19 protein-coding genes are annotated in these 23,778 nt (G+C 59.1%); 8 read left to right on the top strand and 11 right to left on the bottom strand.

Going from position 1 to position 23,778, the window contains the following annotated elements:
- The first annotated feature begins 80 nt into the window (after positions 1–80).
- On the top strand, positions 81–1,415 hold the full coding sequence (locus LGH70_RS23735; RefSeq protein WP_284438447.1) for a glycoside hydrolase family 11 protein: 1,335 nt from the start codon (positions 81–83) through the stop codon (positions 1,413–1,415).
- A gap of 257 nt (positions 1,416–1,672) precedes the next feature.
- Positions 1,673–2,470 (top strand): oxygenase MpaB family protein, encoded by a 798-nt coding sequence (locus LGH70_RS19905; RefSeq protein ID WP_226189372.1) that lies wholly within the window; start codon positions 1,673–1,675, stop codon positions 2,468–2,470.
- Positions 2,471–2,532: 62 nt separating this feature from the next.
- On the opposite strand, the gene LGH70_RS19900 is transcribed toward LGH70_RS19905, so the two are convergent.
- The 9 genes from LGH70_RS19900 to LGH70_RS19860 all read right to left on the bottom strand — a co-directional run bounded on the left by LGH70_RS19900 (position 2,533) and on the right by LGH70_RS19860 (position 13,653).
- Positions 2,533–3,477: a Rossmann-fold NAD(P)-binding domain-containing protein gene (locus LGH70_RS19900; protein WP_226189370.1), complete on the bottom strand. Its 945-nt coding sequence runs from the start codon at positions 3,475–3,477 to the stop codon at positions 2,533–2,535.
- A gap of 336 nt (positions 3,478–3,813) precedes the next feature.
- Positions 3,814–4,143 (bottom strand): hypothetical protein, encoded by a 330-nt coding sequence (locus LGH70_RS19895; protein WP_226189369.1) that lies wholly within the window; start codon positions 4,141–4,143, stop codon positions 3,814–3,816.
- Between the two features lie 32 nt (positions 4,144–4,175).
- Complete coding sequence (gene carB, locus LGH70_RS19890) at positions 4,176–7,406, bottom strand: carbamoyl-phosphate synthase (glutamine-hydrolyzing) large subunit (protein ID WP_226189367.1); 3,231 nt, start codon at positions 7,404–7,406, stop codon at positions 4,176–4,178.
- Positions 7,407–7,505: 99 nt separating this feature from the next.
- Positions 7,506–7,907, bottom strand: a complete 402-nt coding sequence (locus LGH70_RS19885) for a hypothetical protein (RefSeq protein WP_226189365.1) — start codon at positions 7,905–7,907, stop codon at positions 7,506–7,508.
- Positions 7,908–8,040: 133 nt separating this feature from the next.
- Positions 8,041–9,126 carry a glutamine-hydrolyzing carbamoyl-phosphate synthase small subunit gene (gene carA / locus LGH70_RS19880; protein ID WP_226189363.1) on the bottom strand — a complete coding sequence of 362 codons (1,086 nt, stop codon included), beginning with the start codon at positions 9,124–9,126 and terminating at the stop codon, positions 8,041–8,043.
- A 535-nt stretch (positions 9,127–9,661) separates the two neighbouring features.
- Complete coding sequence (locus LGH70_RS19875) at positions 9,662–10,801, bottom strand: aspartate aminotransferase family protein (protein ID WP_226189362.1); 1,140 nt, start codon at positions 10,799–10,801, stop codon at positions 9,662–9,664.
- Positions 10,801–11,781, bottom strand: a complete 981-nt coding sequence (gene argC, locus LGH70_RS19870) for an N-acetyl-gamma-glutamyl-phosphate reductase (protein ID WP_226189358.1) — start codon at positions 11,779–11,781, stop codon at positions 10,801–10,803. The genes LGH70_RS19875 and argC overlap by 1 nt, the downstream gene beginning before the upstream one ends.
- On the bottom strand, positions 11,771–12,961 hold the full coding sequence (gene argG, locus LGH70_RS19865; RefSeq protein WP_226189356.1) for an argininosuccinate synthase: 1,191 nt from the start codon (positions 12,959–12,961) through the stop codon (positions 11,771–11,773). Before argG ends, argC begins: the two co-directional genes overlap by 11 nt.
- A gap of 116 nt (positions 12,962–13,077) precedes the next feature.
- Positions 13,078–13,653, bottom strand: a complete 576-nt coding sequence (locus LGH70_RS19860; RefSeq protein ID WP_226189353.1) for a GNAT family N-acetyltransferase — start codon at positions 13,651–13,653, stop codon at positions 13,078–13,080.
- Between the two features lie 616 nt (positions 13,654–14,269).
- Between LGH70_RS19860 and argB the strand changes: the two genes are divergently transcribed.
- On the top strand, positions 14,270–15,052 hold the full coding sequence (gene argB, locus LGH70_RS19855) for an acetylglutamate kinase (RefSeq protein WP_226189350.1): 783 nt from the start codon (positions 14,270–14,272) through the stop codon (positions 15,050–15,052).
- Positions 15,040–16,113, top strand: coding sequence for a M20 family metallo-hydrolase (locus LGH70_RS19850; RefSeq protein WP_226189347.1), 1,074 nt, complete (start codon positions 15,040–15,042; stop codon positions 16,111–16,113). Before argB ends, LGH70_RS19850 begins: the two co-directional genes overlap by 13 nt.
- A 2-nt stretch (positions 16,114–16,115) precedes the next feature.
- On the opposite strand, the gene LGH70_RS19845 is transcribed toward LGH70_RS19850, so the two are convergent.
- On the bottom strand, positions 16,116–16,580 hold the full coding sequence (locus LGH70_RS19845) for a VOC family protein (protein ID WP_226189345.1): 465 nt from the start codon (positions 16,578–16,580) through the stop codon (positions 16,116–16,118).
- 182 nt (positions 16,581–16,762) lie between these two features.
- Between LGH70_RS19845 and argH the strand changes: the two genes are divergently transcribed.
- On the top strand, positions 16,763–18,061 hold the full coding sequence (gene argH, locus LGH70_RS19840; RefSeq protein WP_226189342.1) for an argininosuccinate lyase: 1,299 nt from the start codon (positions 16,763–16,765) through the stop codon (positions 18,059–18,061).
- Between the two features lie 57 nt (positions 18,062–18,118).
- Here the strand turns inward: argH and LGH70_RS19835 are convergent, their stop codons facing one another.
- On the bottom strand, positions 18,119–18,523 hold the full coding sequence (locus LGH70_RS19835) for a hypothetical protein (RefSeq protein WP_226189340.1): 405 nt from the start codon (positions 18,521–18,523) through the stop codon (positions 18,119–18,121).
- A gap of 293 nt (positions 18,524–18,816) precedes the next feature.
- On the opposite strand from LGH70_RS19835, the gene LGH70_RS19830 reads away from it, so the two are divergent.
- The 3 genes from LGH70_RS19830 to LGH70_RS19820 all read left to right on the top strand — a co-directional run bounded on the left by LGH70_RS19830 (position 18,817) and on the right by LGH70_RS19820 (position 23,766).
- A complete protein-coding gene (locus tag LGH70_RS19830) occupies positions 18,817–19,761 on the top strand; it encodes a UTP--glucose-1-phosphate uridylyltransferase (protein WP_226189336.1) in 945 nt (314 codons plus the stop codon).
- A gap of 13 nt (positions 19,762–19,774) precedes the next feature.
- On the top strand, positions 19,775–23,110 hold the full coding sequence (locus tag LGH70_RS19825; protein WP_226189335.1) for a UTP--glucose-1-phosphate uridylyltransferase: 3,336 nt from the start codon (positions 19,775–19,777) through the stop codon (positions 23,108–23,110).
- A gap of 131 nt (positions 23,111–23,241) precedes the next feature.
- Positions 23,242–23,766: a thioesterase family protein gene (locus tag LGH70_RS19820; protein WP_226189333.1), complete on the top strand. Its 525-nt coding sequence runs from the start codon at positions 23,242–23,244 to the stop codon at positions 23,764–23,766.
- Positions 23,767–23,778 lie beyond the last annotated feature (12 nt).

Below are 23,778 nucleotides of genomic sequence, written 5' to 3'. Positions count from 1 at the left end.
CACTTAGCCCGGATGATTGGCTATTGTTACAACGGAATTCCGACCTGCTTACTTACCTACAACCAAAATCCCCCAACCCAATGACCAAAAACTACTTACCGCGCGTAGCGGGCCGGCAGACTATGTCGCTGCTGCTGGTATTTGTGCTGGCGCTTTTCGGCGCTCAACAGTCGGATGCCCAGACTATAACGGCCAACCAGATTGGCACCCAGGGTGGCTATACCTACGAATACTGGAAAGACAACGGCACGGGCAGCATGACTCTGGGCTCAGGTGGCGCTTTCAGCGTTACGTGGAGCAATATCGGTAACCTACTGGCTCGCAAAGGTTTGCGCCCCGGCGCCAAAAACCAGACCGTTACTTACTCGGCCAGCTACAACCCCAACGGCAACTCCTACCTGTGCGTGTACGGGTGGTTTACCAGCCCCATGGTCGAGTATTACATTGTGGATAGCTGGGGCACCTGGCGCCCTCCGGGAGGCACTTCCGTGGGCACCGTCACTTCCGACGGCGGCACCTACGACCTGTACCGGACCCAGCGCGTGAATCAGCCTTCTATTCAGGGTAACGCTACTTTCTACCAGTACTGGAGCGTGCGTACTTCCAAGCGCACCAGCGGCACGATTACGGTAGCCAACCACTTCAACGCCTGGCAGAGCCGGGGCTGGACGGTGGGCAGCATGTACGAAGTTTCGCTGACGGTGGAAGGCTATCAGAGCAGCGGTTCGGCCAACATCACCAGCATGAGCATGGGCACGGGCGGCAGCACTACTCCCCCACCCACTGGCGGCGGTGGCTCAAACAACATTGTGGTACGGGCCCGGGGCGCTAATGGCACCGAGAATATGCGCCTGACGGTAGGCGGCACCCAGGTAGGCGCCTGGACCTTGGGCACGGCCATGCAGAACTACTCCGTGACGACCAGCGCCACCGGCGGCATCAACGTGGAGTACACCAACGACGCCACCAACCGCGACGTGCAGGTGGACTACATCACCGTGAACGGCACCACCCGCCAGGCCGAAAACCAGAGCACCAATACCGGTGTGTATCAGAACGGGGCCTGCGGCGGGGCCAACAGCGAATGGCTGAACTGTAACGGCTACATCGGCTTTGGCAATGCTTCCACCACGGCCGGCCGGCTCCTGACCGAAAGCGTAGCGGCTACCTCCAGCCTGGATGCCGCTGCGGCGCAGGTGTACCCCAACCCCAGCACGACCGGCAACTTCATGGTGCAGCTACCCGCCGGGCCTGCCCGCGTGACCATCCGCAACAGCAAGGGCCGCGTGGTACAGCAGCTGGATGCCGTGGGGCCCGCCACTATTCCGGTGCAGCTCGATACGCAGCCGGGCCTGTACTACCTGCAGGTGACGGGGGCTGGCGAGTCGGTGGCGACGCGCCTAGCGGTGGAATAGCCCAGTTTCATAGTATTGTAATAGCAGCTCCCGTTGCGGCTTCGAGTGAGGCTGCAGCGGGAGTTTTGCGTTGAATCAGCCCCCTTTACCTGTCTTTCGTGGCTTTGGCGCTGTGGATTATTATCCACTGAACACAATGGGCTTAGGCTTTACTTTGCATTTCAAAGTTCTTTGTTAACTTTGTGACAGTAACAACAACCCATCCGGCTCCTTTCGTTCGGATGAACTGTATCAATTTCTACCTTACACTGAGTAGTATGCCGCAGCAGCCGGAATATTTTGTAGCCCCAGGCTCGGTGGTGCGCACTATCTGGGGCAAGGCGGACACGGTGCTGTTCATCTTCGCCGGGGCAGCCGCCGAGTTTGCCCTCAACAAGGCCGTCGACTGGCTGTACTTCACCGGCCGCCTGCCCGCCGACCCGCTGGCCCGCCTGTTTTCCACCGTGGAGTATGCCCGCCAGATTGTGTTTGCCGAGCGCCCCGCCGCCGAGCAGGCCATTGATACCATTACCGCCATTCACGCGGCCGTGGAAGCCAAGCGCGGCATGGCCATTCCGGCCTGGGCCTACCGCGACGTGCTCTACATGCTTATCGACTACTCTATCCGGGCCTTCGAAACCCTGGAGCGCCCCCTAAGCCCGGCCGAGCAGGCCGAGGTGTTCGAGGTGTTTACCCGCGTGGGCCAGCGCATGGGCATTCCCGATTTGCCGACTTCGCACCAGCAGTGGCAGCACGACCGGCAGCAGCACCTGGAAAGTCACCTGGAACACAGCCGCTTCACCGCCGACCTGTATCAGCAGTACGCCCGTCATCTGGGCCCGGTGCGCTACCGCCTGCTGCTCCAGGCCCAGCGGGTGGTGGTACCAGCCGCGGTGCGCCAGCGGCTGCGCCTGGGCCGCACGCCGTGGCTGCGGCCCGTGCTGCTGGTGTACCGCTACACCCAGCATTTCTCCCTGAGCAAATGGGCCCGCACCAGCCTGCTCCCCGCGGACTACAAAGAGAAATTTCTGCGCCTGGATGTAGTACCGCCTACGACGCTGGCTATGGCCAGCTAAACCAAAAAAGGCCGTTCCCCGGGGGAACGGCCTTTTTTGTTGGCAGGAACGGATTCGTCAGATTATTTCAGCAGCTCGTGCAGCACGGTTTGCATGGAGAAAACCCGGTTGCCGGCTTCCTGAATCACCAGAGAGTTAGGCGAGTCCAGAATGGCGTCGGATACTTCCACGTTGCGGCGCACGGGCAGGCAGTGCAGGAATTTGGCGTCATTAGTGCCGGTCATATGCTCGGGCGTCAGCATCCAGCTGGGGTCGTTGCTGAGGACCTGGCCGTAGTCCTGGTAGCTGCTCCAGTTCTTGGCCTGCACGAAGTCGGCGCCCTCCAGGGCCTTGCGCTGGTCGTACTCGATACGGGCCCCTTTGGTGAATTTGGGGTCCAGCTCGTAGCCTTCGGGGTGGGTGATGACGAAGTCAACCCAGTCGATTTCTGAGAACCAGTCGCAGAACGAGTTGGGCACGCACTGGGGCAGGGCGCGCACGTGCGGGGCCCAGGTCAGCACCACTTTCACCCGCTCTTTCTGCTTGGTTTCGGCCACCGTAATCAGGTCGGCAAACGACTGCAGCGGGTGCAGTGTAGCGCTTTCTAAGCTGATAACCGGCACCGTGGCGTACTGCATAATCTTCTTGAAGACGACTTCCTGGTAGTCCTCGTCGCGGTCCTTGAGCGTGGGGAAGGTGCGCACGCCCAGCACGTCGCAATACTGGCTCATCACGGCAATGGCCTCCTTGATGTGCTCCTGAGTGCCACCGCTCATCACTGCGCCGTCGGCCATTTCCAGCGTCCAGGAATCGGCCCCGGCGTTGAGCACCCAAGCCTGCGCGCTCAGGTTATACGCTGCCTTAATGGAGCTCAGGCGGGTGCGCAAACTGGGGTTAAAGAAAATCAGACCGACGGTTTTGTTGCGGCCCACGTGCTGATAGCCAAACGGATTAGCTTTGATTTCCAGAGCTTGCTGCAACAAGGCTTTATAGTCGCCTGCATCGGCGAAGGAGGTGAAGTTTTTCATTTTATAGGCTTCTTTGCCTGGGATTTATACTTGCTTACAAACTCTTGTGCATCCCTCATATTTTCGGGATACTCAACGTATTGCTCAATGCGGTTTAGATGGCTGGGCGTTTCGCTTCGTTCAACTATGTGCTGGTATAGAAAGCCGTTTTCAACCAAGAATTTCACTATCTCCCATTTGGCAGATTCGCTCCTCTTAGGCGGACGGAATCTATGCGGCAGTTGAAGCAGTGGTTTACCGCATGTGATGCAGACTACTTCACGAATGCCCTCATAGGGCACATTGAAGGCCGTGCGGCAGCTAAGACAAACGTTCTTGTGGCCCACACAATTTGATTTAAGAAACTTTCTCGCCGTAGTTCATTACCCCGATTTTGTAAAACTTCATTGCCTTGGTAAATGACCAATTGCAAAGCAACACATCAGTTGTCTTCAACCATGTGCTCACGCCTTTCAGCGCGTCGTCCAATAAGGCCAAATGAGAATCGTGACGTCCAACAACAACGTAGACTTCCCGCTCGTCAAACAAGGCATGAGCGTACTCGGCAACTTTATCAGCCTTATACTCATCTGCCTTTTCATGATTCAAGCCAACATAAATCAACTCTGACCATGTAAGTCCAGTCAACTTATGTTGGCTTGATATGTAGATGTTTCTGGAGTCCATTCTGCAACGATACGCGAAGCAGGAGCTTCGCGCTACATCGCCTTATACTCGTTCCAGCTCTTGATCTTCAGGTCTTTCATTTCCAGGGTGCAGAAGGCTTGGATGAAGGCCTTGGCCAAGCGGGCATTGGTCAGTAACCCAACTCCGAAATCCACGGCCGTGCGGCGGATTTTGTAGTCGTTGTCCAGCTCGCCCTTCGAGAGGTTCTTGGGAATGTTGATGACCAGGTCGATTTTCTTCTCCTTCAGATACGTCAGCACGTTGGGCTCCTGCAGCTCATCGGGCCAGAAAAGCAGGCTGCTGGGAATGCCGTTTTCGGCGAAGAAGCGGTGCGTGCCCTGGGTGGCGTACACGGTGTAACCCTTTTTGATGAGCAGCGCGGCAGGCGCGAGCAGGGCCACTTTGGAGATGATGGGACCGCCGGAAATCAGCACCGATTTCTGCGGGATTTTGTAGCCCACACTCAGCATCGATTTCAGCAAGGCTTCCTCGGCGGTGTCGCCCAGGCAGCCCACTTCGCCGGTGCTTACCATGTCGACGCGCAACACCGGGTCGGCGCCGGGCAGGCGGGTGAAGGAGAACTGCGGGGCCTTCACGCCCACGAAGGGCAGGTCGTAGACCCGCTCACTTTCGTCACGCTCTACCTTCTTGCCCAGCAGCACCTGGGTAGCCTTTTTGATGAGGTTGTTGCCCGATACTTTCGACACGAACGGATAGCTGCGCGAGGCGCGGATGTTGCACTCAATCACCCGGATTTCGCCGTTTTTCTCCAGGAACTGGATGTTGAACGGGCCGCTGATTTCGTAGCGTTTGGCAATCTTCTCGGCAATGATTTTCAGCTTGCGGATGGTGCCCACGTATACCCGTTGGGGCGGGTAGTACATGGTGGCGTCGCCGGAGTGCACGCCGGCAAACTCCACGTGCTCCGAAATGGCATAGCTCACAATGTCGCCGTGGTCGGCCACCGCGTCGAGCTCAATTTCCTTGGCTTCCTGAATGAATTCCGACACCACCACCGGGTATTCGGAGCTTACTTCCACGGCCGTTTGCAGGAAGGCTTCCAGCTCGAAGTTGTTAGAAACCACGTTCATAGCTGCGCCCGACAGCACGTAGCTCGGCCGGATGAGCACCGGAAAACCGACTTCGCGCACAAATTCGTGCATGGCTTCCAGCGAGGTCAGCTCCTTCCAGCGGGGCTGGGCAATACCGAGCTCATCCATGATGCTGCTGAACTTGTGGCGGTTCTCCGCTTCATCAATGCGGGCCGGGGCGGTACCCAAAATGGGCGCGTTGGCGTCGGCCAGCCGGGTTGCCAGGTTGTTGGGAATCTGGCCGCCGGTGCTCAGAATCACGCCCTGGGGCTGCTCGAAGTCCAGAATGTCCATCACCCGCTCGAAGCTCAGCTCCTCGAAGTACAGCCGGTCCGACACGTCGTAGTCGGTGCTGACCGTTTCGGGGTTGTAGTTAATGATGATGGTTTTGTAGCCCTCTTCGGCGGCCGTCTGCACGGCATTTACGCCGCACCAGTCGAACTCCACGGAGCTGCCGATACGGTACACGCCCGAGCCCAGCACCACGATGGACTTGCTGGTTTCCTGGGCCAGGTCGTTTTCGGTGCCGTGGTAGGTGCTGTAGAGGTAGTTTGTTTTGGCCGGGAATTCGGCGGCCAGCGTGTCAATCTGCTTGATGACGGGTAGCACGCCCAAAGCCTTGCGGCGGGCCCGCACCAGCAGCTCGTCGGCTTTCACGTCGCCTTCGCCGAGCAGCTTCACGGCAATCTGCTGGTCGGAGAAACCGGCTTTCTTGGCTTCGCGCAGCAGTTGGGTTTCCAGCCCATTGAGGCCGGTGGCCCGACCTTCGGCCAGCTTATTGCCCAACTGAAAAATCGTCATCAAACGCTGCAAGAACCAGTGGTCAATCTTGGTCAGATCGTGTACCTGGTCGAGCGTGTAGCCGGCCTCAAATGCCAGATTAATGGCAAAGATGCGCTCCTCGTTGGGCTCGCTCAGCAGCTTGTCGATGGTAGCGTTATCGACCTGCTCGGGCTTGTTGGCCACGAAGCCGCGCTTGCCGGTATCGAGCATGCGCAGGCCCTTCTGAATGGCTTCCTCGAACGATTTGCCGATGGCCATAACCTCGCCCACGCTCTTCATGGCCGAGCCGATCTGCCGGTTCACGCCCTCGAACTTACCCAAGTCCCAGCGCGGCAGCTTTACCACCACGTAGTCCAGGGCCGGCTCGAAGAAGGCCGAGGTCGTCTGGGTCACGCTGTTTTTCAGCTCCGACAGCGAGTAGCCCAAGCTCAGCTTGGCCGCCACAAACGCCAGCGGATAGCCAGTAGCTTTGGAAGCCAGCGCCGAGGAGCGCGACAAGCGGGCATTCACCTCAATCACGCGGTAGTCTTCCGACACGGGGTCCAGCGCGTACTGAATGTTGCACTCGCCCACGATGCCCAGGTGGCGGATGGTCTTGATGCCGATGCTGCGCAGCTTGTGGTACTCGCGGTTGCTGAGCGTCTGCGACGGAGCCACCACGATGCTCTCCCCGGTGTGAATGCCGATGGGGTCGAAGTTCTCCATGTTGCAGACCGTGATGCAGTTGTCATACTGGTCGCGCACCACTTCGTACTCCACTTCCTTCCACCCTTTCAGCGACTCTTCCACCAGAATCTGGTCGGAGGTCGTGAAGGACTTCTGGGCCAGGGTCCGCAGCTCGTCCATGTTGTTGGCGAAGCCGCTGCCCAGGCCACCCAGCGCAAAGGCCGCCCGCACGATAATCGGGAAACCGATTTTCTCGGCGGCGGCCAGCGCGTCCTCCATGTTGGTCACGGCCACGCTACGGGCCGAAAGCACGCCAATCTGGTCGAGCTTTTCCTTGAAAATATCCCGGTCCTCGGTATCGATGATGCTTTGCACGGGCGTGCCGAGCACCTTCACGTTGTACTTCTCAAACACCCCGGCACGGTACAGGGCCACGGCGCAGTTCAGGGCCGTCTGGCCACCGAAAGCCACCAGAATACCGTCGGGCTGCTCCTTCTTGATGACTTCCTCCACGAAGAAGGGCGTCACGGGCAGGAAGTACACGTCGTCGGCAATGTTGTCCGACGTCTGCACGGTGGCAATGTTGGGGTTGATGAGGATGGTGCGGATGCCTTCCTCTTTCAGGGCCTTGAGGGCCTGGGAGCCGGAATAATCGAACTCACCGGCCTCCCCAATCTTGAGCGCGCCGGAACCGAGGATGAGAACTTTGTTGGGTTTGTTCATTCTAAGGGTTGGGTAACAGACCGTGGATTAGGCCGTGTTAAAAGGGCAGTCGGGTTTCGTTGTTGGTTACAGTGTCATGCTGAGCATGCCGAAGCATCTCTACCGCGCAGTTGGGCTAATTACCATCCGACATTGGTGAGTAAGTTGAATGAGTATGGCTTCCAGTTCAATATCTAAATTGAACTGCTGTTTTCGCTCTGAATCGAACAGTTCCAATAGCGAATTAATGGCCTCTCCTTTCCATGGGTCGCTTGCGACTGTAGCATAGATGCGCAGTGCATTAAAAGTTAATGGGCCGGTGATTTCAATGTGCAGATTCGCCAATAGGTCTTTGGGCTCACTAAGGCCAAATATTGGCCAGTCAGTGACGGCGTTAAGCAGAAAATCAACTGCGTTTTGAAGTCTACTGTGCTCTGGACTGTGCAAGAAATCTGAGGCGTATTGCAGTTCCGCATAGGATAGCAATTCGCCCTCTTTCGCTGTGGATTGATTTGCTTCCATTAGCTAAATCGGCTCTGATTTTTGCTGACAACAGTCTTGTAAGCTGACATTACTACCTCTTGACAGTCCACCATCTCAATGAAGCGGTAGATATGCTTCGACAGGTTCAGCATGACGTTCTTTTCAGTTCGTTCTACTTGGCCGCCTTATACTCCGCCACAGCCTTCAGAAAGTCGTCGAACAGGTACTCGGTATCCTCGGGGCCGCCGGCGGCTTCGGGGTGAAACTGGGTGGAGAAGAACGGTTTGGTCTTGTGGCGGATACCTTCGCAGGTGCCGTCGTTGAGGTTCTCAAACAGCATTTCCCACTCGGCGGGCAGCGTGTCGGTATCGACGGCAAAGCCGTGGTTCTGGCTGGTGATGTAGCTGCGCTTGGTGCCCGAGAGCAGCACCGGCTGGTTGTGGCTGCGGTGGCCGTACTTAAGCTTGAACGTGTCGCCGCCCGCGGCCAGGCCCATGAGCTGGGAGCCCAGGCAGATGCCGAAGATAGGCTTGTCCTGGCCCAGTGCCGTTTGCAGGTGCTGAATGGTCGGCTCGCACATTTTCGGGTCGCCGGGGCCGTTGCTCAGGAACAGGCCGTCGTAGTCGAGGGTGGTGAAGTCGTAGTCCCAGGGCACGCGGATAAGCTCCACGTCGCGCTGGAGGAAGCAGCGGATGATATTGGTCTTGGTGCCGCAGTCGACGAGCACGATTTTGTGCTGGCCGTGGCCGTAGTGCTGCACCTCGGTGGGGCTCACCTGGGCCACCAGGTTGTCCTGGTTGGGGTCGTGCAGCTCCACATCCTCCTCCGCCACGATTTTGCCCAGCATGGCACCTTTCTCCCGCAGGATCTTGGTCAGCATGCGGGTATCCACGCCGAAGATGCCGGGAATGTTGTACTCCTTGAGCCAGTCGCCGAGGCTTTTGGCGGCGTTCCAGTGGCTGTGCTCTTCGGAGTAGTAGTTCACCACCAGGCCGGCAATGTGAACCTTGTCCGACTCGAAGATCTTGGAAATCGACTCGTAGAGCTCCTCGCCGGGCACGCCGTAGTTGCCCACCATGGGATAGGTCAAGACCAGAATCTGGCCGGCGAAGGACGGGTCAGTGAGGTTTTCGGGGTAGCCAGTCATGGCCGTGCTGAACACCACCTCGCCCGCGGCCGAGGTGAAGGCCCCAAAAGAAGTACCCTCGATTTCGGTGCCGTCTTCGAGAATGAGTTTTACCGATTTAGCGTTTTCCACTCTGTTATGCGAAAAATGGTTTACTCTGTTGTTGATTTTCTGCGGTAGCCGGGCAGGCTGCTTCCTTTCTCGTCAATGGGGAGAAAGTAACGGGTGCGCCCATCGGCCCAAGGCTAGTTGGAACCTAGTCATCAAAGGAGAAGTGACTATTCGTCGAGCCCCCAGGTCGGGCGTTTTGCGGGTGCGAGGGGTAGCCTCAGCCAACTTTCGGAACCGCCCGAATACAATTTCGGCTGGAACAGAACCAAACATCAAAGGTCTATTCCAGCCGAACGAGGACTTAAGCCAAACGGGAGCGAAAGAGGATATATCAATCGGTCCCACACCCTGCCGCTCCCAGATGTCAGGCATTGGGGAATCGGGCGGGCAGGCCTGCTGGAAGAAAAGGAATTGGGGGGCCGTTCTTTCACGGAAAGAACCAGCCGGTTGCTGCGCAATTGTAGCCAATGGCAGCGTGCAGCTAATCAGAAGGGGAGACTGGCTCTTGAACCTCATCGTGCTACTCATTGGGGCTGCAAGTTAGGCCACAAGTCGCTTACTTTTTTACCTCGACCGGAATAAGTGTGTACAGGGCCTGCAAAAACCGGTCGATTTCCTCGCGCTTGATATTGAGCGGGGGCAGCAGGCGGAGCACCGTGGGGTCGGAGGCGTTACCGACGAAGATGTGGTACTCGCTCAGCAGCTTGTCGCGCACGTCCTTGATAGGAAAGTCGTACTTGATGCCTACCATCAGGCCCCGGCCGCGGATTTCCTCAGCTCCGGCATTGGCCTCCAGTTCCTGGCGCAGGTAAGCGCCCAGCTCGGCGGCGTGGCTCAGCAGGTTTTCCTGCTCAATTACTTCCAGTACGGCCAACGCCGCGGCGCAGGCCAGGTGGTTGCCGCCAAACGTGGTGCCCAGCAAACCGTAAGAGGCCTTCAGCTCGGGCGAAATCAGGATGCCGCCGATGGGAAAGCCGTTGCCCATGCCCTTGGCCACCGAAATAACGTCGGGCTGAATACCGGCGTGCTGGTGGGCGAAGAACTTGCCGCTGCGGCCGTAGCCGCTCTGCACCTCGTCGGCAATGAGCAGGGCCCCGTACTGCTTGCACAGCGCGGCCAAGCCCCGCAGGAATTCGTCGGAAGGCATGATGATGCCGCCCACGCCCTGGATAGGCTCGATGATGGCCGCGCACACGTCACCGTCCTGCAGCTGCTTTTCCACGGCCGTCAGGTCGTACTCCACGAAGGCAATGGCGTGGCCGGCGTTGAAGGGCGCGACAATCTTGGGGTTATCGGTGGCGGCTACCGCGCCCGACGTGCGGCCGTGGAAAGCGCCTTTGAAGGCAATAACGCGGCTTTTACCGGTGTGAAACGAGGCCAGCTTCAGGGCATTTTCGTTGGCTTCGGCGCCCGAGTTACACAGAAACAGCGAGTAGCTTTCGTAGCCCGACACGCGGCCCAGCTTCTCGGCCAGCTGCTGCTGAATCGGAATCTGCACCGAGTTGGAGTAGAAGCCGATGTTCTGCAGCTGCTCGGTGAGGCGCTGCACGTAGTGCGGGTGGCTGTGGCCAATGGAAATGACGGCGTGGCCACCGTAGAAATCCAGGTATTCCTGGCCCTTGTCGTCCCACAGCTTAGCGCCCAGCCCTTTGACGGGCGTAATGTTGACGAGCGGATATACGTTGAAAAGCTCCATTAGAAAAGCACCGATTTGAGGTTGAGTCCCGTCGTTTCCGGCAGGCCAAAAAGCAGATTCATATTCTGGACGGCCTGCCCCGAAGCGCCCTTCACCAGGTTATCGATAACCGAGGTGATGAGCAGCTGCTTGCCGAATTTCTGCACGTGCAGCAGGCACTTGTTGGTATTCACCACCTGCTTGAGGTGGATTTCCTTGTCCGAAACCGTGGTAAACGGGGCGTCGGCGTAGAATTTCTTATACAGCTCCCGCGCCTCGTCCTGGGTTAAATCCGAAGGCGTGTAGACGCTGGCAAAGATGCCCCGGGCGAAGTTGCCGCGGTAGGGCACAAAGTGAATATCCACCGCCAGCTCGTGCTGCAGCTGGCCCAGGCTCTCCCCTATTTCGCCCAAATGCTGGTGCGTAAAAGGCTTGTAGATGGACACGTTGTTGTTGCGCCACGAGAAGTGCACCGTCTCCGACAGGCTCTGCCCCGCGCCCGTGGAGCCGGTAATGGCCGATACGTGTACGTCCTCGGTCAGCTTGCCGGCCTGGGCCAGCGGCAGCAAGGCCAGCTGAATAGCGGTGGCAAAGCAGCCGGGGTTGGCAATGCTTTGGGCCTGCTGAATCCGGCCTTTGTTCAGTTCCGGCAACCCGTACACAAATTCCCGGTCGGCAAACTCAGCGTCGGCCTCCAGACGAAAGTCGTTGCTCAGGTCGATGATGTGGGTGGTGTCGGGCAGGCTGTTTTTCTCCAGCCAGGCTTTGGAATTACCGTGCCCGAGGCACAGAAACACTACGTCTTCGTCGCCGGCCAGCTCCGCAGCAAATACCAGCTCGGTGTCGCCTACCAGGTCGTCGTGCACCTGGTACACGGGGTTGCCCGCGTTGGACGAGCTGACGATGCCGCCCAGCGCCACAAACTCGTGGTGGAGCAGGATGCGGATGAGCTCCCCGGCCGTGTAGCCGGCGCCGCCGACAATGCCAGCCTTAATTTTCATCGTTGAAGGAAGAGTGAATGCGCAGCTGGTTGCTGAAAATCTTGATAAAGCCCTTAGCGTCGCGCCCGTCCCAGGCGTCGTTTTCCTCGCCGTAGGTCGCCACTTTGGAGCGCATCATATCGTACTTCGACTCGATGCCCTGCAGCTCAAATTGATACGGCTTCAAGGTCACGAACACCTTGCCCGACACCCGCTCCTGCGACGACGTCAGCAGGGCTTCGAAGTCGCGCATCACCGGGTCGAGGTACTGGGCCTCGTGCAGCAGTGTGCCGTACCAGTTGGCCACGTAGTCCTTGTGCAGCAGCTGCCAGCGCGAGGACGTGTGCTTTTCCAGCAAGTGGTGGGCCTTGAGCAGAATCAGCGGGGCGGGTGCCTCGAAGCCCACGCGGCCCTTGATACCCAGAATCGTGTCGCCCACGTGGGTGTCGCGGCCAATGGCGTAGGTGCCGGCCAGTTCGTTCAGGGCCTGAATCAGGGCCACGGGGTTCATTGTCTCTCCGTTCAGAGCTACCGGCTCACCTTTCTCGAAGGTGATTTCGATGCTGGTCGGCTCCGTCGCGCTGATTTGGGTGGGGTAGGCCGACTCCGGCAAAGCCTGGTGCGAGGTCAGCGTTTCGACGCCGCCTACGCTGGTGCCCCAGATACCTTTATTGATGGAGTACTTGGCTTTTTCCCAGCTCATCTCGAAGCCGTGCTGGTTGAGGAAGTCGATTTCGGCCTGGCGCGAGAGTTTCAGGTCGCGGATGGGCGTGATGATTTCCGTGTTGGGGGTAATCACCGAGAAAGCCACGTCGAAGCGCACCTGGTCGTTGCCGGCACCGGTGCTGCCGTGGGCAATGTAGTCGGCCTGATGCTCGCGGGCATACTCAGCCAGCGCCAGGCTCTGAAACATGCGCTCGGCACTGACGCTCAGCGGATAGGTGTCGTTTTTGAGAATGTTGCCAAAGATGAGGTAGCGCAAGCAGTCCTGGTAGAAGCGCTGGGTTACGTCGATGACCTCGTGCTTGGTCGAGCCCAGCTCGTAGGCCCGCTTCTCGATAGCCGCCAGTTCTTCCTCAGAGAAGCCGCCGGAGTTGACGATAACCGTGTGCACTTCCAGACCCAGCTCACGGGTCAGGTATACCGCGCAGTAGGACGTATCCAAGCCGCCGCTGTACGCTAAAACTACCTTCTTTTTCATGTAGAACTTAGAGGTTAGAACTTAGAGCTGAGAGCTCTGTAATCGAGGTTGGAGGCAGAAAACGGGAGAGGTTGCTGCCAGAGCTTTTCTACGCTCTGACTGCTAAGCGCTCAGCGCTATTTCTGGCTTAGTATTTCGATGGTTTCCTGGGCAATCTTGCCGTATTGGTCTTCGAGCTTGTCGTAGACCATGCCGGTGCACAGGCACATTTTGCGCTGGTTTTCCTGCAGAATCGGGTAGTTTTTGCAGCCCATGCAGCCCTTCCAAAAGTCGTCGCTCTGGGTTAGCTCGGTGAAGGTCACGGGACGGTAGCCCAGCTCGGTGTTGATCTTCATGACCGGCCCACTGGTAGTGATACCGAAGATTTTGGCGCTGGGGTACTTGGTGCGCGACAACTCAAACACGCGGTGCTTGATGGCGCGGCCCAGGCCCTCCTTGCGCAGCTCGGTGTTGACGATCAGGCCGGAATTGACGACAAACTTGTTGTCCTCGAAGGTTTCGATATAGCAGAAGCCGGCCAGCTGCTCGTCGACGAAGGCAATGATGGCATCGCCCCGTTCCATCTTCTTTTTCAGATAGTTAGGATCGCGCTTGGCAATACCAACGCCGCGCGTTCTGGCAGATTCCTCATACCATTGACAAAGGGTTTCCACATACTGCGCATCGGCAGCATTGGCGACTCGTAACATCATGGTCAAAGCTCGGTTGGTCGCCTCGTTATACGGCAACAGACTCGGAAAGACGGAAAGAAATGCGGGGAGCGTAGCGGGTGGGGCGAGGCTACGCGGCAACCGGCACAAGCGCCGGCAGCAACAGATAAAACCCAGAAAAGCGGAATGGGCTTGGCGTATCAGGCCAGGGAGTGGGGCGTTCGGGCGCTAGGCCAGGAAAAGTCGCACTGGGAAATTACACTCGGACTCAGGTCGGTTATTCGTAGAAATTCTCTTCAAGTGGGGCCGGCTATCCGTGGGCCCCGCGCCGATTCTAGAAAAGTAAGGTCGGCGAAGTATTGCAGCCAGCGGTTAAGCTGGCATAATTCGCACGACCTGCATCGGTCGTCGCAAAAGCGCAATTGAGGAGAGACGAATCATGACGGGTGCCGCGGGGCGGCATAGGGAGTGTTTCGCGGTTTAAATCGTTTAAACCGCTAAATCGTTGCAAAACTAGATGTTTTTTTTCGGAAACTTTGCCGCTCCGGCTTCAAAAAAAGATCCGGGCCCACTGGCTGGCCGAAGCGGCGAAGATTGAACGGAGTCTATATTCTGGCGTTTCATGGACCTGAGCGCCACATTTCCTTTTCCTATCCGCATGAGCGAAGTCCTGAAAATTTTTAAAATCGGCGGCGGCATTATCGACGATACCGCCCAGCTCAGCCAGTTTCTGCGGGAGCTAGCCCGGGTGCCGGAGCGCAAAATTGTGGTGCACGGCGGCGGCAAAGGCGCCAGCCAGATGCTGCAGAGCCTGGGCATTGAGCCCCGGATGGTGCAGGGCCGCCGCATCACCGACGCGGCCACGCTCGACATCGTGACCATGTTTTACGCTGGTAAAACGAATAAGCAGGTGGTGGCTTTGCTGCAGCAGTACGGCGTGAATGGCCTGGGTTTGAGTGGGGCCGACGGCAACGTGATTCGCGCCAGCAAGCGGCCGGTCAAGGAAATCGACTATGGCTTCGTGGGCGACGTGGACGAGCACAGCGTGGAAACCGGGCTGCTGCAAACCCTACTCAGCGCGGGCCTGACGCCGGTTTTCTGCGCCATTACCCACGACGGCCAGGGCCAGCTGCTCAACACCAACGCCGACACCATTGCCAGCTCCCTGGCCCGGGCCCTGGCGCCATTCTACCAGGTCGAGCTGCACTTCTGCTTCGAGAAGGATGGGGTGCTGGCCGACGTGCAGGACGAGCAGTCGGTAATTCCGCAGATAACGCCCGCCCAGTACCAAACCCTGAAAGCCAGCGGCGTAATTGCGGCCGGCATGGTGCCCAAGCTCGACAACGCCTTTGCCGCCCTGGAGGCCGGCGTGGAGCGGGTGGTTATTGAGAATGCGCTGAAAATCAACGAGCCCGTAAAGACGATTCTATGCCAGAGCTAGCGGAGCCGCTGTCGGAGCAGGCCATTGAGCTGCTGACGCGCCTGATTAAGACGCCCTCCTACTCGCGGGAAGAAGCGGCCACCGCCGACCTGATTTTCGAGTTTCTGCGGCAGCACGGCGCCCAGCCCCGGCGCGAGCTGCACAACGTATGGGCCGTGAACCGGCACTTCGACGCGGAAAAGCCGACCGTGCTGCTCAACTCCCACCACGACACGGTGAAGCCCGGCACGACCTGGACCTACGACCCGTTTGGCGCCGTAATCGAGGAGGATGACAAGCTGATCGGGCTAGGCTCGAACGACGCGGGCGGCTGCGCGGTGAGTCTGCTGGCTACGTTTCTGCATTTCCACGAGCGGCAAGATCTGCCCTTCAACCTGATTTGCGCCATTACGGCCGAGGAGGAAATTTCGGGCGCCAACGGCATCAGCCACTTGCTGCCCAAGCTGGGCCGGCTTGACCTGGGCATCGTGGGGGAGCCGACGCAGATGGACATGGCCATAGCCGAAAAGGGACTGGTGGTGCTCGACTGCACCACCCACGGCCAGACTGGCCACGCGGCCCGCAACGAAGGTGAAAACGCCCTGTACAAAGCCCTGACCGACATTCAGTGGCTGCAGCAGTACCGGTTCCCGCAGTCGTCGGAGCTGCTGGGGCCGGTGAAGATGACTGTGACCCAGATTCAGGCCGGCACCCAGCACAACGTGGTGCCCGATACCTGCCGCTTCGTGGTGGACGTGCGCACCAACGAGTTTTACTCGAACGAGGAAGTGGTGCGCACGGTGCAGGAGCATTTGCAGTCGGAAGTGGTGCCCCGCTCCGTGCGCCTCAACTCTTCGCGCATCGACCCCGACCATGTGCTGGTGCGCAAAGGTGTGGCCCTGGGCCGCAAAACTTACGGCTCGGCCACGATGTCGGACCAGGCCCTGATGCCGTTTCCGACGGTGAAGATGGGCCCCGGCGACTCGGCCCGCTCCCACACCCCCGACGAGTACATTTACCTCTACGAAATCCGGGGTGGCATCAAGGCCTACATCGAGCTGCTCGAAGGGCTGCAGCTGTAGGCCTAGGCGTTTTCCAGGGTGGCAATATCGAGTTTGCGCATCTGCAGCATAGCGGCCATTTTGCGTTGCCTCCGGGCCGGGTCGGCGCTGTGCAGGAGCTGGGGCAGGTTGGCGGGTGTAATCTGCCAGGATACGCCAAACGGGTCTTTCAGCCAGCCGCACTGGCCCGGCTCCCCGCCGTTTGCCGTGAGCTGGCTCCAGAGCGCATCTATTTCGGCCTGATCCTGACAGCTTACTGCCAGCGAAATGCCGGTGCTGAACGAAAAGTGCGGTCCGCCGTTCAGGGCCACGTACTTTTGTCCGGCCAGCTCGAACTCCACGGTCATCACGCTGCCCGCCGGCATATAGGTGCCGGCCGGGTAATACGTGGTAGTGCGGATGGCCGAATCCTGGAACAAGCTGGTATAGAGCCTGGCCGCTTCTTCGGCCTGGTCGTTGAACGTCAGGAAGGTGGTAATCTTTTGCATGGCGCCGTAATCTGGGTGGATGATGCGTAAAAGTACCACCGGGGCCAGGCCGCAGGCAGTAGAAAAACAACAATTACCGGGTGGTTTGCGACAAGTCAACTTAGGGCTTGCGCTGGCTGAACCCGGCCGTAAAACGTAGTACCGGAATAGCCCGACAGCCGGGCTTTCCTAGACAACCGAGCATGAAGATTTGGGACAAGGGCATCGCCGTTGACAAAAAGATTGAGCAGTTCACCGTGGGCAAAGACCGGGAACTGGATATGTACCTGGCGCAGTTCGACGTGCAGGCCTCCCAGGCCCAGGCGGCTATGCTAACCCAGGCCGGCCTGCTTTCGGCGCAGGAAAACGAGCAGCTCCAGCAGGGCCTCGGGGAGCTGGCCACGCAGATTGCCGACGGCAGCTTCACCATCGAGGCGGAGTTTGAGGACGTGCACTCCAAGATTGAGTACTACCTGACCGAGAAGTTTGGCGATGCGGGCAAGAAAATCCACACCGCCCGCTCCCGCAACGACCAGGTGCTCACGGCCATTCAGCTGTTCCTGAAAGACTACACCGAGCGGGTGGCCAGTAAGACAATGAATTTGGTAGACGTGCTGCTGCAAAAGGCCGACGCCCACCAGGCCGACCTGATGCCGGGCTACACCCACTTTCAGGCCGCCATGCCCAGCTCGTTCGGACTCTGGTTTTCGGCCTACGCCGAGCATTTGCTGCTGGACTTAGCCTTATTCGAAGCGGCTCACACCGTGGCCGACCAGAACCCGCTGGGCTCGGGCGCGGGCTTTGGTAGCTCCTTCCCCATCGACCGGCAGCTAACGACCCGGCAAATGGGTTTCGGCAACGTGGCCGTGAGCAGCGTGGGCGCCCAGATGCTGCGGGGCAAAACCGAGAAAACCGTGGCCTTCGCCGTGGCCGGCATGGCCGCTACCCTGGCCAAAATGGCCTACGACCTGGTGATGTACAACTCTCAGGACTTGGCCTTTGTGGAGCTGCCCAAGGAGTTCACCACCGGCTCCAGCATTATGCCCCACAAGAAAAACCCGGACGTGTTTGAGCTCATCCGGGCGCGGTGCAACTCCTTGCAGGCCCTGCCCAACACGATTACGCTTACCATCAGCAACCTGCCCAGCGGCTACCACCGCGACTTTCAGATTCTCAAGGAGCTGCTGTTTGAGCCGCTCACGCAGTTTCTGGACATTCTCGACATCGTGCTCTTCGCCTTGCCCCAGCTGCAGATCAAGCCGAATTTGCTCAACAAGGAGAAGTACGACGCGACCTTCACGGTGGAAAACATCAACCAGCTCATTCAAAGCGGCACGCCGTTTCGCACGGCCTACAAGCAGGTGGGCCAGGCGGTGGAAGACGGCTCCTACGTGCCCCACAAGGAGTTTCAGACTACGCACCTGGGCAGTATTCACAACCTGGGCCTGGAGGAAATCCGGGCGAAGGTGGAGCGGCTGAAGAGTTCGAGCAACTTGTTCTAAGCTTCTTGAACGTCATGCTGAGCTTGCCGAAGCATCTCTACCGCTTCGTCGGGCCGCTTAATATTTAGGCTTGCTGATGTATCGCACGTTCATAGTTTCACACTCGTAAAACACCACTTCTGCGTTGCCAAAAACCAGAATTGTGCCCATACCATGTCCCACAGTCATTCGCAAAGCTTCATCTATGGCTAGCGTCTGAGCATCGATAAAGGTGTTTTCGCTAATGACATAACAAGTCGTATTGATAACTCCCTGTGCCTGAAGCGTTGCTTGAATTACTTCGCTCTCAGCACCTCGAACGTACTCGAAAGCATCTGCTTGCAGAATATCCCAGTGATTTAGGTCGGCAGTAAACTTTCTCCGGTTCCTGGTCGAACGCACGAACTGGATGTATCGGTCTTGTTTGCTCTGGTTGATAAACCGTTGGATTACTTTGATTTCTAATTCGATGTTCTGCGTCATAGGCAAACTTACCTTTGTTAGCCTTTACCTCTTCTGTTTCAATTTGAAAAATCCATTGAACAAAGTTCAATCAACGAAGCGGTAGAGACGCTTCAACTTCACTCAGCATGACAGCTGCTATTGCAACCTCAGCCCGCGACATTTCTCAGCAAGTGCAGCATGACGTTCTTGCAACACAAACGATAAACAACATCAGACCGGTCAGCAGCTTTCCCGCTCCGGATTGATGAACCTATTTTTTCAACCCCGCCTCTCTCCCGGCATTTTCCTGAGTGAATACACAATCCATTCCCATGAAGATCAAAAAAGCAGTCATTACTGCCGCCGCCCGCGGCCAACGGTTGTATCCGGTGGCCGACACGATTCAGAAGGCCATGCTGCCGGTAGTAGACGTAGACGGTCTGCACAAGCCCGTCATTCAGATTATTGCCGAGGAGGCGTTTAGCAGCGGTATCGAAGAGCTGTGCGTCGTCTGCGCCCCCGGCGACGGGCCGCGCTACGTGGCCGCCTTCACGTCCCTGCGCGACAACCTGATTAAGACCTACCAGAACATCGACTGGGCCCGGCAGCAGGCCGAGAAAATCGACCACCTGCTTAGCCGCCTGCAGTTTGCCGAGCAAACCGAAGCCCTGGGCTACGGTCACGCCGTGGCCTGCGCCCGGGAGTTCGTCAACAACGAACCGTTCCTGCTGCTGCTCGGCGACTACCTCTACGTATCTGACGTGGCCGGCAAGCGCTGCGCCGCCCAGGTACTGGAGCTGGCTACGCAGGAAGAATGCGCTGTGGCCGCTGTCAACCCGACCATTGAGCACCAGATCAGCCGCTACGGCACGCTCACGGGCAAGCACGTGGCCGGTCAGGCGGGCGTGTATCAGATTGACAAAATCATCGAGAAGCCTTCGTTGAGCACCGCCGAGCTGGAACTCCAGACGCCGGGCCTGCGGGCGGGCTACTACCTTTGCTTCTTCGGCATGCACGTGCTGACGCCCAGCATCTTCCCGATTCTGCAGAAGCAGCTCGATGCTGGCTCGACCAACGTGCTGCTGACGCCCGCTCTGCAGGAGCTGGCCGAAACCGAGAAGTACCTGGCCCTGGAAGTACGCGGCAACCGCTACGACCTGAGCCGCCGCCACGGCCTGCTCCGCGCCCAACTGGCCCTGGGTTTGGCTGGCGAAGCCCACGACGAGACATTAACCACCATGGTGGAATTGCTGGCCGAAGCCAATACCCGCAAGTAGAGCCGTGCCACCCATGAATATTTTCGTCGAAACGATTACCGCTACCGAGCCCGAGAAGCGAAACCGGGACTTTTACGCCCTGAGCCGCGGCCTCTCGGCCCGGGAGCTGCTGCAGAACCTGCGGGAGCTGGACGAGTTCCGCAAGGCCACGCCCAACCTCTACGACAAGGTGCGGGCCATCCTGTTTTTGTACGCCGGCTTCCGGTTTTTCCTGCAGGAATCCAAGGACATTCCGGCTGTGGGCAAGATTCCCTACCACGGCTTTGAGGATTTGCTGAGCCGCCGCTTCGAGCAGGCCATCAGCACGTTTTTGCGCGAGCTGGACCAGCACGGCCCCAATGCCACCCTCTTCAGCGCCCTGGCCGATAGTTACCACCATCTCTCCTTCCAGATTCTGGCCGACCAGGTTCGTAAGAGCGTACGCTCCAGCAAGGGCAACCAGTGGATGTTCCGCGTGGGCCACCAGGACGAGCATCCCATCCGGATTCACCCGGCCCTGCTGCAGCGCTCCGACTCGTCGTTGTTCTACCCCGTGCTGCACGAGCACACCTCCGTGCGCATGGACCTGACGCACAGCGGCTGGTCGGATATCTTCTTTCTGGGCATGGACTACCCCGAGGGTGCGCGGGTTGTCAACCTGTCGATTGACCTGGGCATGTTCGGGCGCGACAAGGACATCCGGCCCCCGCTGCACGCCTACGTGCGCGTCATTCCCGAGCCGGTATTGCGCCTGACTAGCATCGACCTGAACACGACCAAGGATGTCACGGACCTGGCCGACTTGTTCAACTTCGGCAACGACTACCTGAGCCTGGTCAAAGCCGGGGTTATTGCCTCGGGCCTTATTCCGCCCTCCTTCGAAGGCACCAACCAGAGCCTGACCGAAATCCTGGCGCGCATTGTGGCCCCGGGTATGGGCATCGAGCTGGTGACCAAGGTAAACGACATTCCTAAAGGCTCCCGTTTCGCGGTTTCCACTAACCTGCTGGGCTCCATTATCAGCCTGCTGATGCGGGCCACGGGGCAGACCCAAAACCTGACCGGCGGCCTCGACGAGAATGAGCGGCGTCTGGTGGCCTCCCGTGCCATTCTGGGGGAGTGGATTGGCGGCTCGGGCGGGGGTTGGCAGGATTCGGGCGGCGTGTGGCCCGGCATCAAGGCCATTCAGGGCACCTTCGCCCAGCCCGGCGACCCGGAATACGACATTAGCCGGGGCACGCTGCTGCCGCGGCACCGGGTGCTGGAGGGCGACGATGTGCATCCCGAAATCGGGGAGAAAATCATGAAGTCCCTGGTGCTGATGCACGGGGGCATGGCCTCCAACGTGGGCCCGATTCTGGAGATGGTGACCGAGAAATACCTGCTCCGCGGGGCCCAGGAAACGGCGGCCCGGCACCAGACCAACGAGATTTTCGACAACATCCTGTCCTCCATCAAGGAAGGCGACATTCAAAAGCTGGGGGCTAACACGGCCCGCAACTTCGAGGGGCCCATCAAAACCATCATTCCCTGGGCCTCGACCTACTTCACCGAGCAGATTATTGCCAAGGCCAAGCAGGGATTCGGCGCTGATTATTACGGCTTCCTGATGCTCGGCGGCATGTCGGGCGGCGGCATGGGCATGTTCGTAAATCCCGACAAGTATGAGGACTACAAGGTGCGCGTGCTGGACCTCTTGCGCACAACCAAGCAGGAACTCTCGGCCGCGTTGCCCTTCGCCATGGAGCCGGTGGTGTACAATTGGAGCATCAACCGGCGCGGCACCTGGAGCACGCTGCACGAGGGCAACGAGGCCCTGATGCCGGAGCAGTACTACGCCATCCACGTCTCGGGCCTGGTGAAGCGCGACCCGGAATCCATTTCCTACCTGCGCCGGGCCGAAATCGACTATTTCACGACCTACTGCGAACAGAACAACCTGGCCTATCCGCTGCTGCGCACCATTGTCAGCAACCTGTTCAAGGTGTCGGACCCCACGAGCCAGGGCAACCGCAGCGTGGAAAACGACAAGGCCGAGCAAATCAAGCGCGACAACGGCTTCGACTACATTCAGCACGAGGACATCCGGGAGGAATTGCAAAAGGGGCTGATTGGCCTCTCCCGCAACCGCCTACCGGCCGAAACGGCCATCGACGACGTGCAGGCTGCCGACGTGGTGCAGTTTGCCGACTTACAGGACGTACCCCAGCGCGGTGAAGACGCTATTCGGGCCGGCAAAGTGGCCGTGCTGAGCTTGGCGGCCGGCGTGGGCAGCCGCTGGACCAAGGGCGCGGGCGTGATTAAGGCCCTGAATCCCTTCGTGGAAATAGGCGGGCGGCACCGCAGCTTCCTGGAAATCCACCTGGCCAAAACGCGCCGCGTGGCCCAGGAGTACGGCGCGAAAATTCCGCACATCGTGGCCACCAGCTACCTGACCCACGAGCCGATTCGCCAAACGCTGGCCCAGACCCGGAACTACGGCTACGACGGCGCGGTGTACCTCTCCGAAGGCCGCTCGATTGGGCAGCGTTTCGTGCCCATGGAGCGGGACTTGCGCTTTATGTGGGAGGAGATGCCCCAGGAAACCCTCGACGAAAACAAGCAGAAAGTGCGCGACGCGGTGCGCAACACCATGATTGGCTGGGCCAAAACCAAGGGCGAAGGCACCGACTACGTCGATAACATTGCCGCCCAGCGCTTCTCCCCGCTCGGCCACTGGTACGAGGTGTCGAACCTCTTGCGCAACGGGACGCTGGCCCGCCTGCTGCGCGAAAACCCGGCCGTGGAAACCATCATGCTCCACAACATCGACACGCTGGGCGCCGACGTGCACGCCGCGGCCCTGGGCTACCACCGGGCCTCGGGCAATGCGCTGACCTTCGAGGTAATTCCGCGCCGCATCGAGGACCGCGGCGGCGGACTGGCGCGCGTGAACGGCCAGGTGCGCCTCTTGGAAGGCCTGGCCCAACCGCGCGAGGAAGACGAGCTGGCCCTGAGCTACTACAACTCGATGACGACCTGGATTGAGGTTGACCCGCTGCTCCAGCTCTTCGGCCTCACCCGCGCCGAGCTGCAAACGGCCGACGAAACCCAGCTGGCCCGCGCCGTGCGCGCCGTGGCCCAGCGCATCCCGACCTACGTGACGACCAAGGACGTGAAGTTCCGCTGGGGCCACGGTCAGGAGGATATCTATCCAGTAGCGCAGATTGAAAAGCTGTGGAGCGACATGTCGGCTCTGCCCGACGTGAAATGCGGCTACATCGTGGTGCCCCGCAGCCGCGGCCAGCAGATGAAAGACCCCGCCCAGCTCGACGCCTGGGTGACGGACGGCAGCAAAGCGCACGTCGAGTCACTGGGCTTGTTTGAGTAGCGCTAGAGTGCCCAATTAGAACGTCATGTCGAGCCTAAATGAGACATGACGTTCTTTTTAGCTCCGACAATACCAAAACCTAAAGGCCCCGGCCGGTGTAGTTACCGGCCGGGGCCTTTTTCTTTGCCGCTATGAAACTGTACTTCCGCCTGATCTGGCTTTTGCTTACTGCTCGCTTTCAACCCAACGTACCCGTAATGGGCCCATGCCGCACCAAGTTTCGGGTGTGGCCCACCGACCTGGACGTGCTGCGCCACATGAACAACGGGCAGTACCTGATTCTCTGTGACCTGGCCCGCATGGATATTCTGATTCGCTCGGGGCTGCTCAGCAAAATCAAGAACTTCGCGCCCATGGCCGTAGTGGCCGCCGAAACCATTCAGTTTAGCCGCTCCCTGGAGCCGTTTGAGTCCTTCGAAATCGAAACCCGGGCCCTGGGCTGGGACGACCGGCTGCTCTACCTGCAGCAGCAGTTTATCCGCGGCGAGCAGGTTATTGCCACGGCCGTAGTAAGCCTGCGCTTCGTAAAACGCAAGGGCGGCACCGTCGACCCGGCCGAGGTGCTGGCCCACGCCGGCGAGGCTACAGAGTCGCCGGAGCTGCCGGACTGGGTGCGGGCCTGGAGCCAGAACATGCGCGAACTGCGAGCGGCCTGAAGGCCAAAACTC

Source organism: Hymenobacter nitidus, from assembly GCF_020447315.1.
GTDB classification, from domain to species: Bacteria; Bacteroidota; Bacteroidia; order Cytophagales; family Hymenobacteraceae; genus Hymenobacter; species Hymenobacter nitidus.
This window is presented reverse-complemented; position numbering and strand designations above follow the sequence as displayed.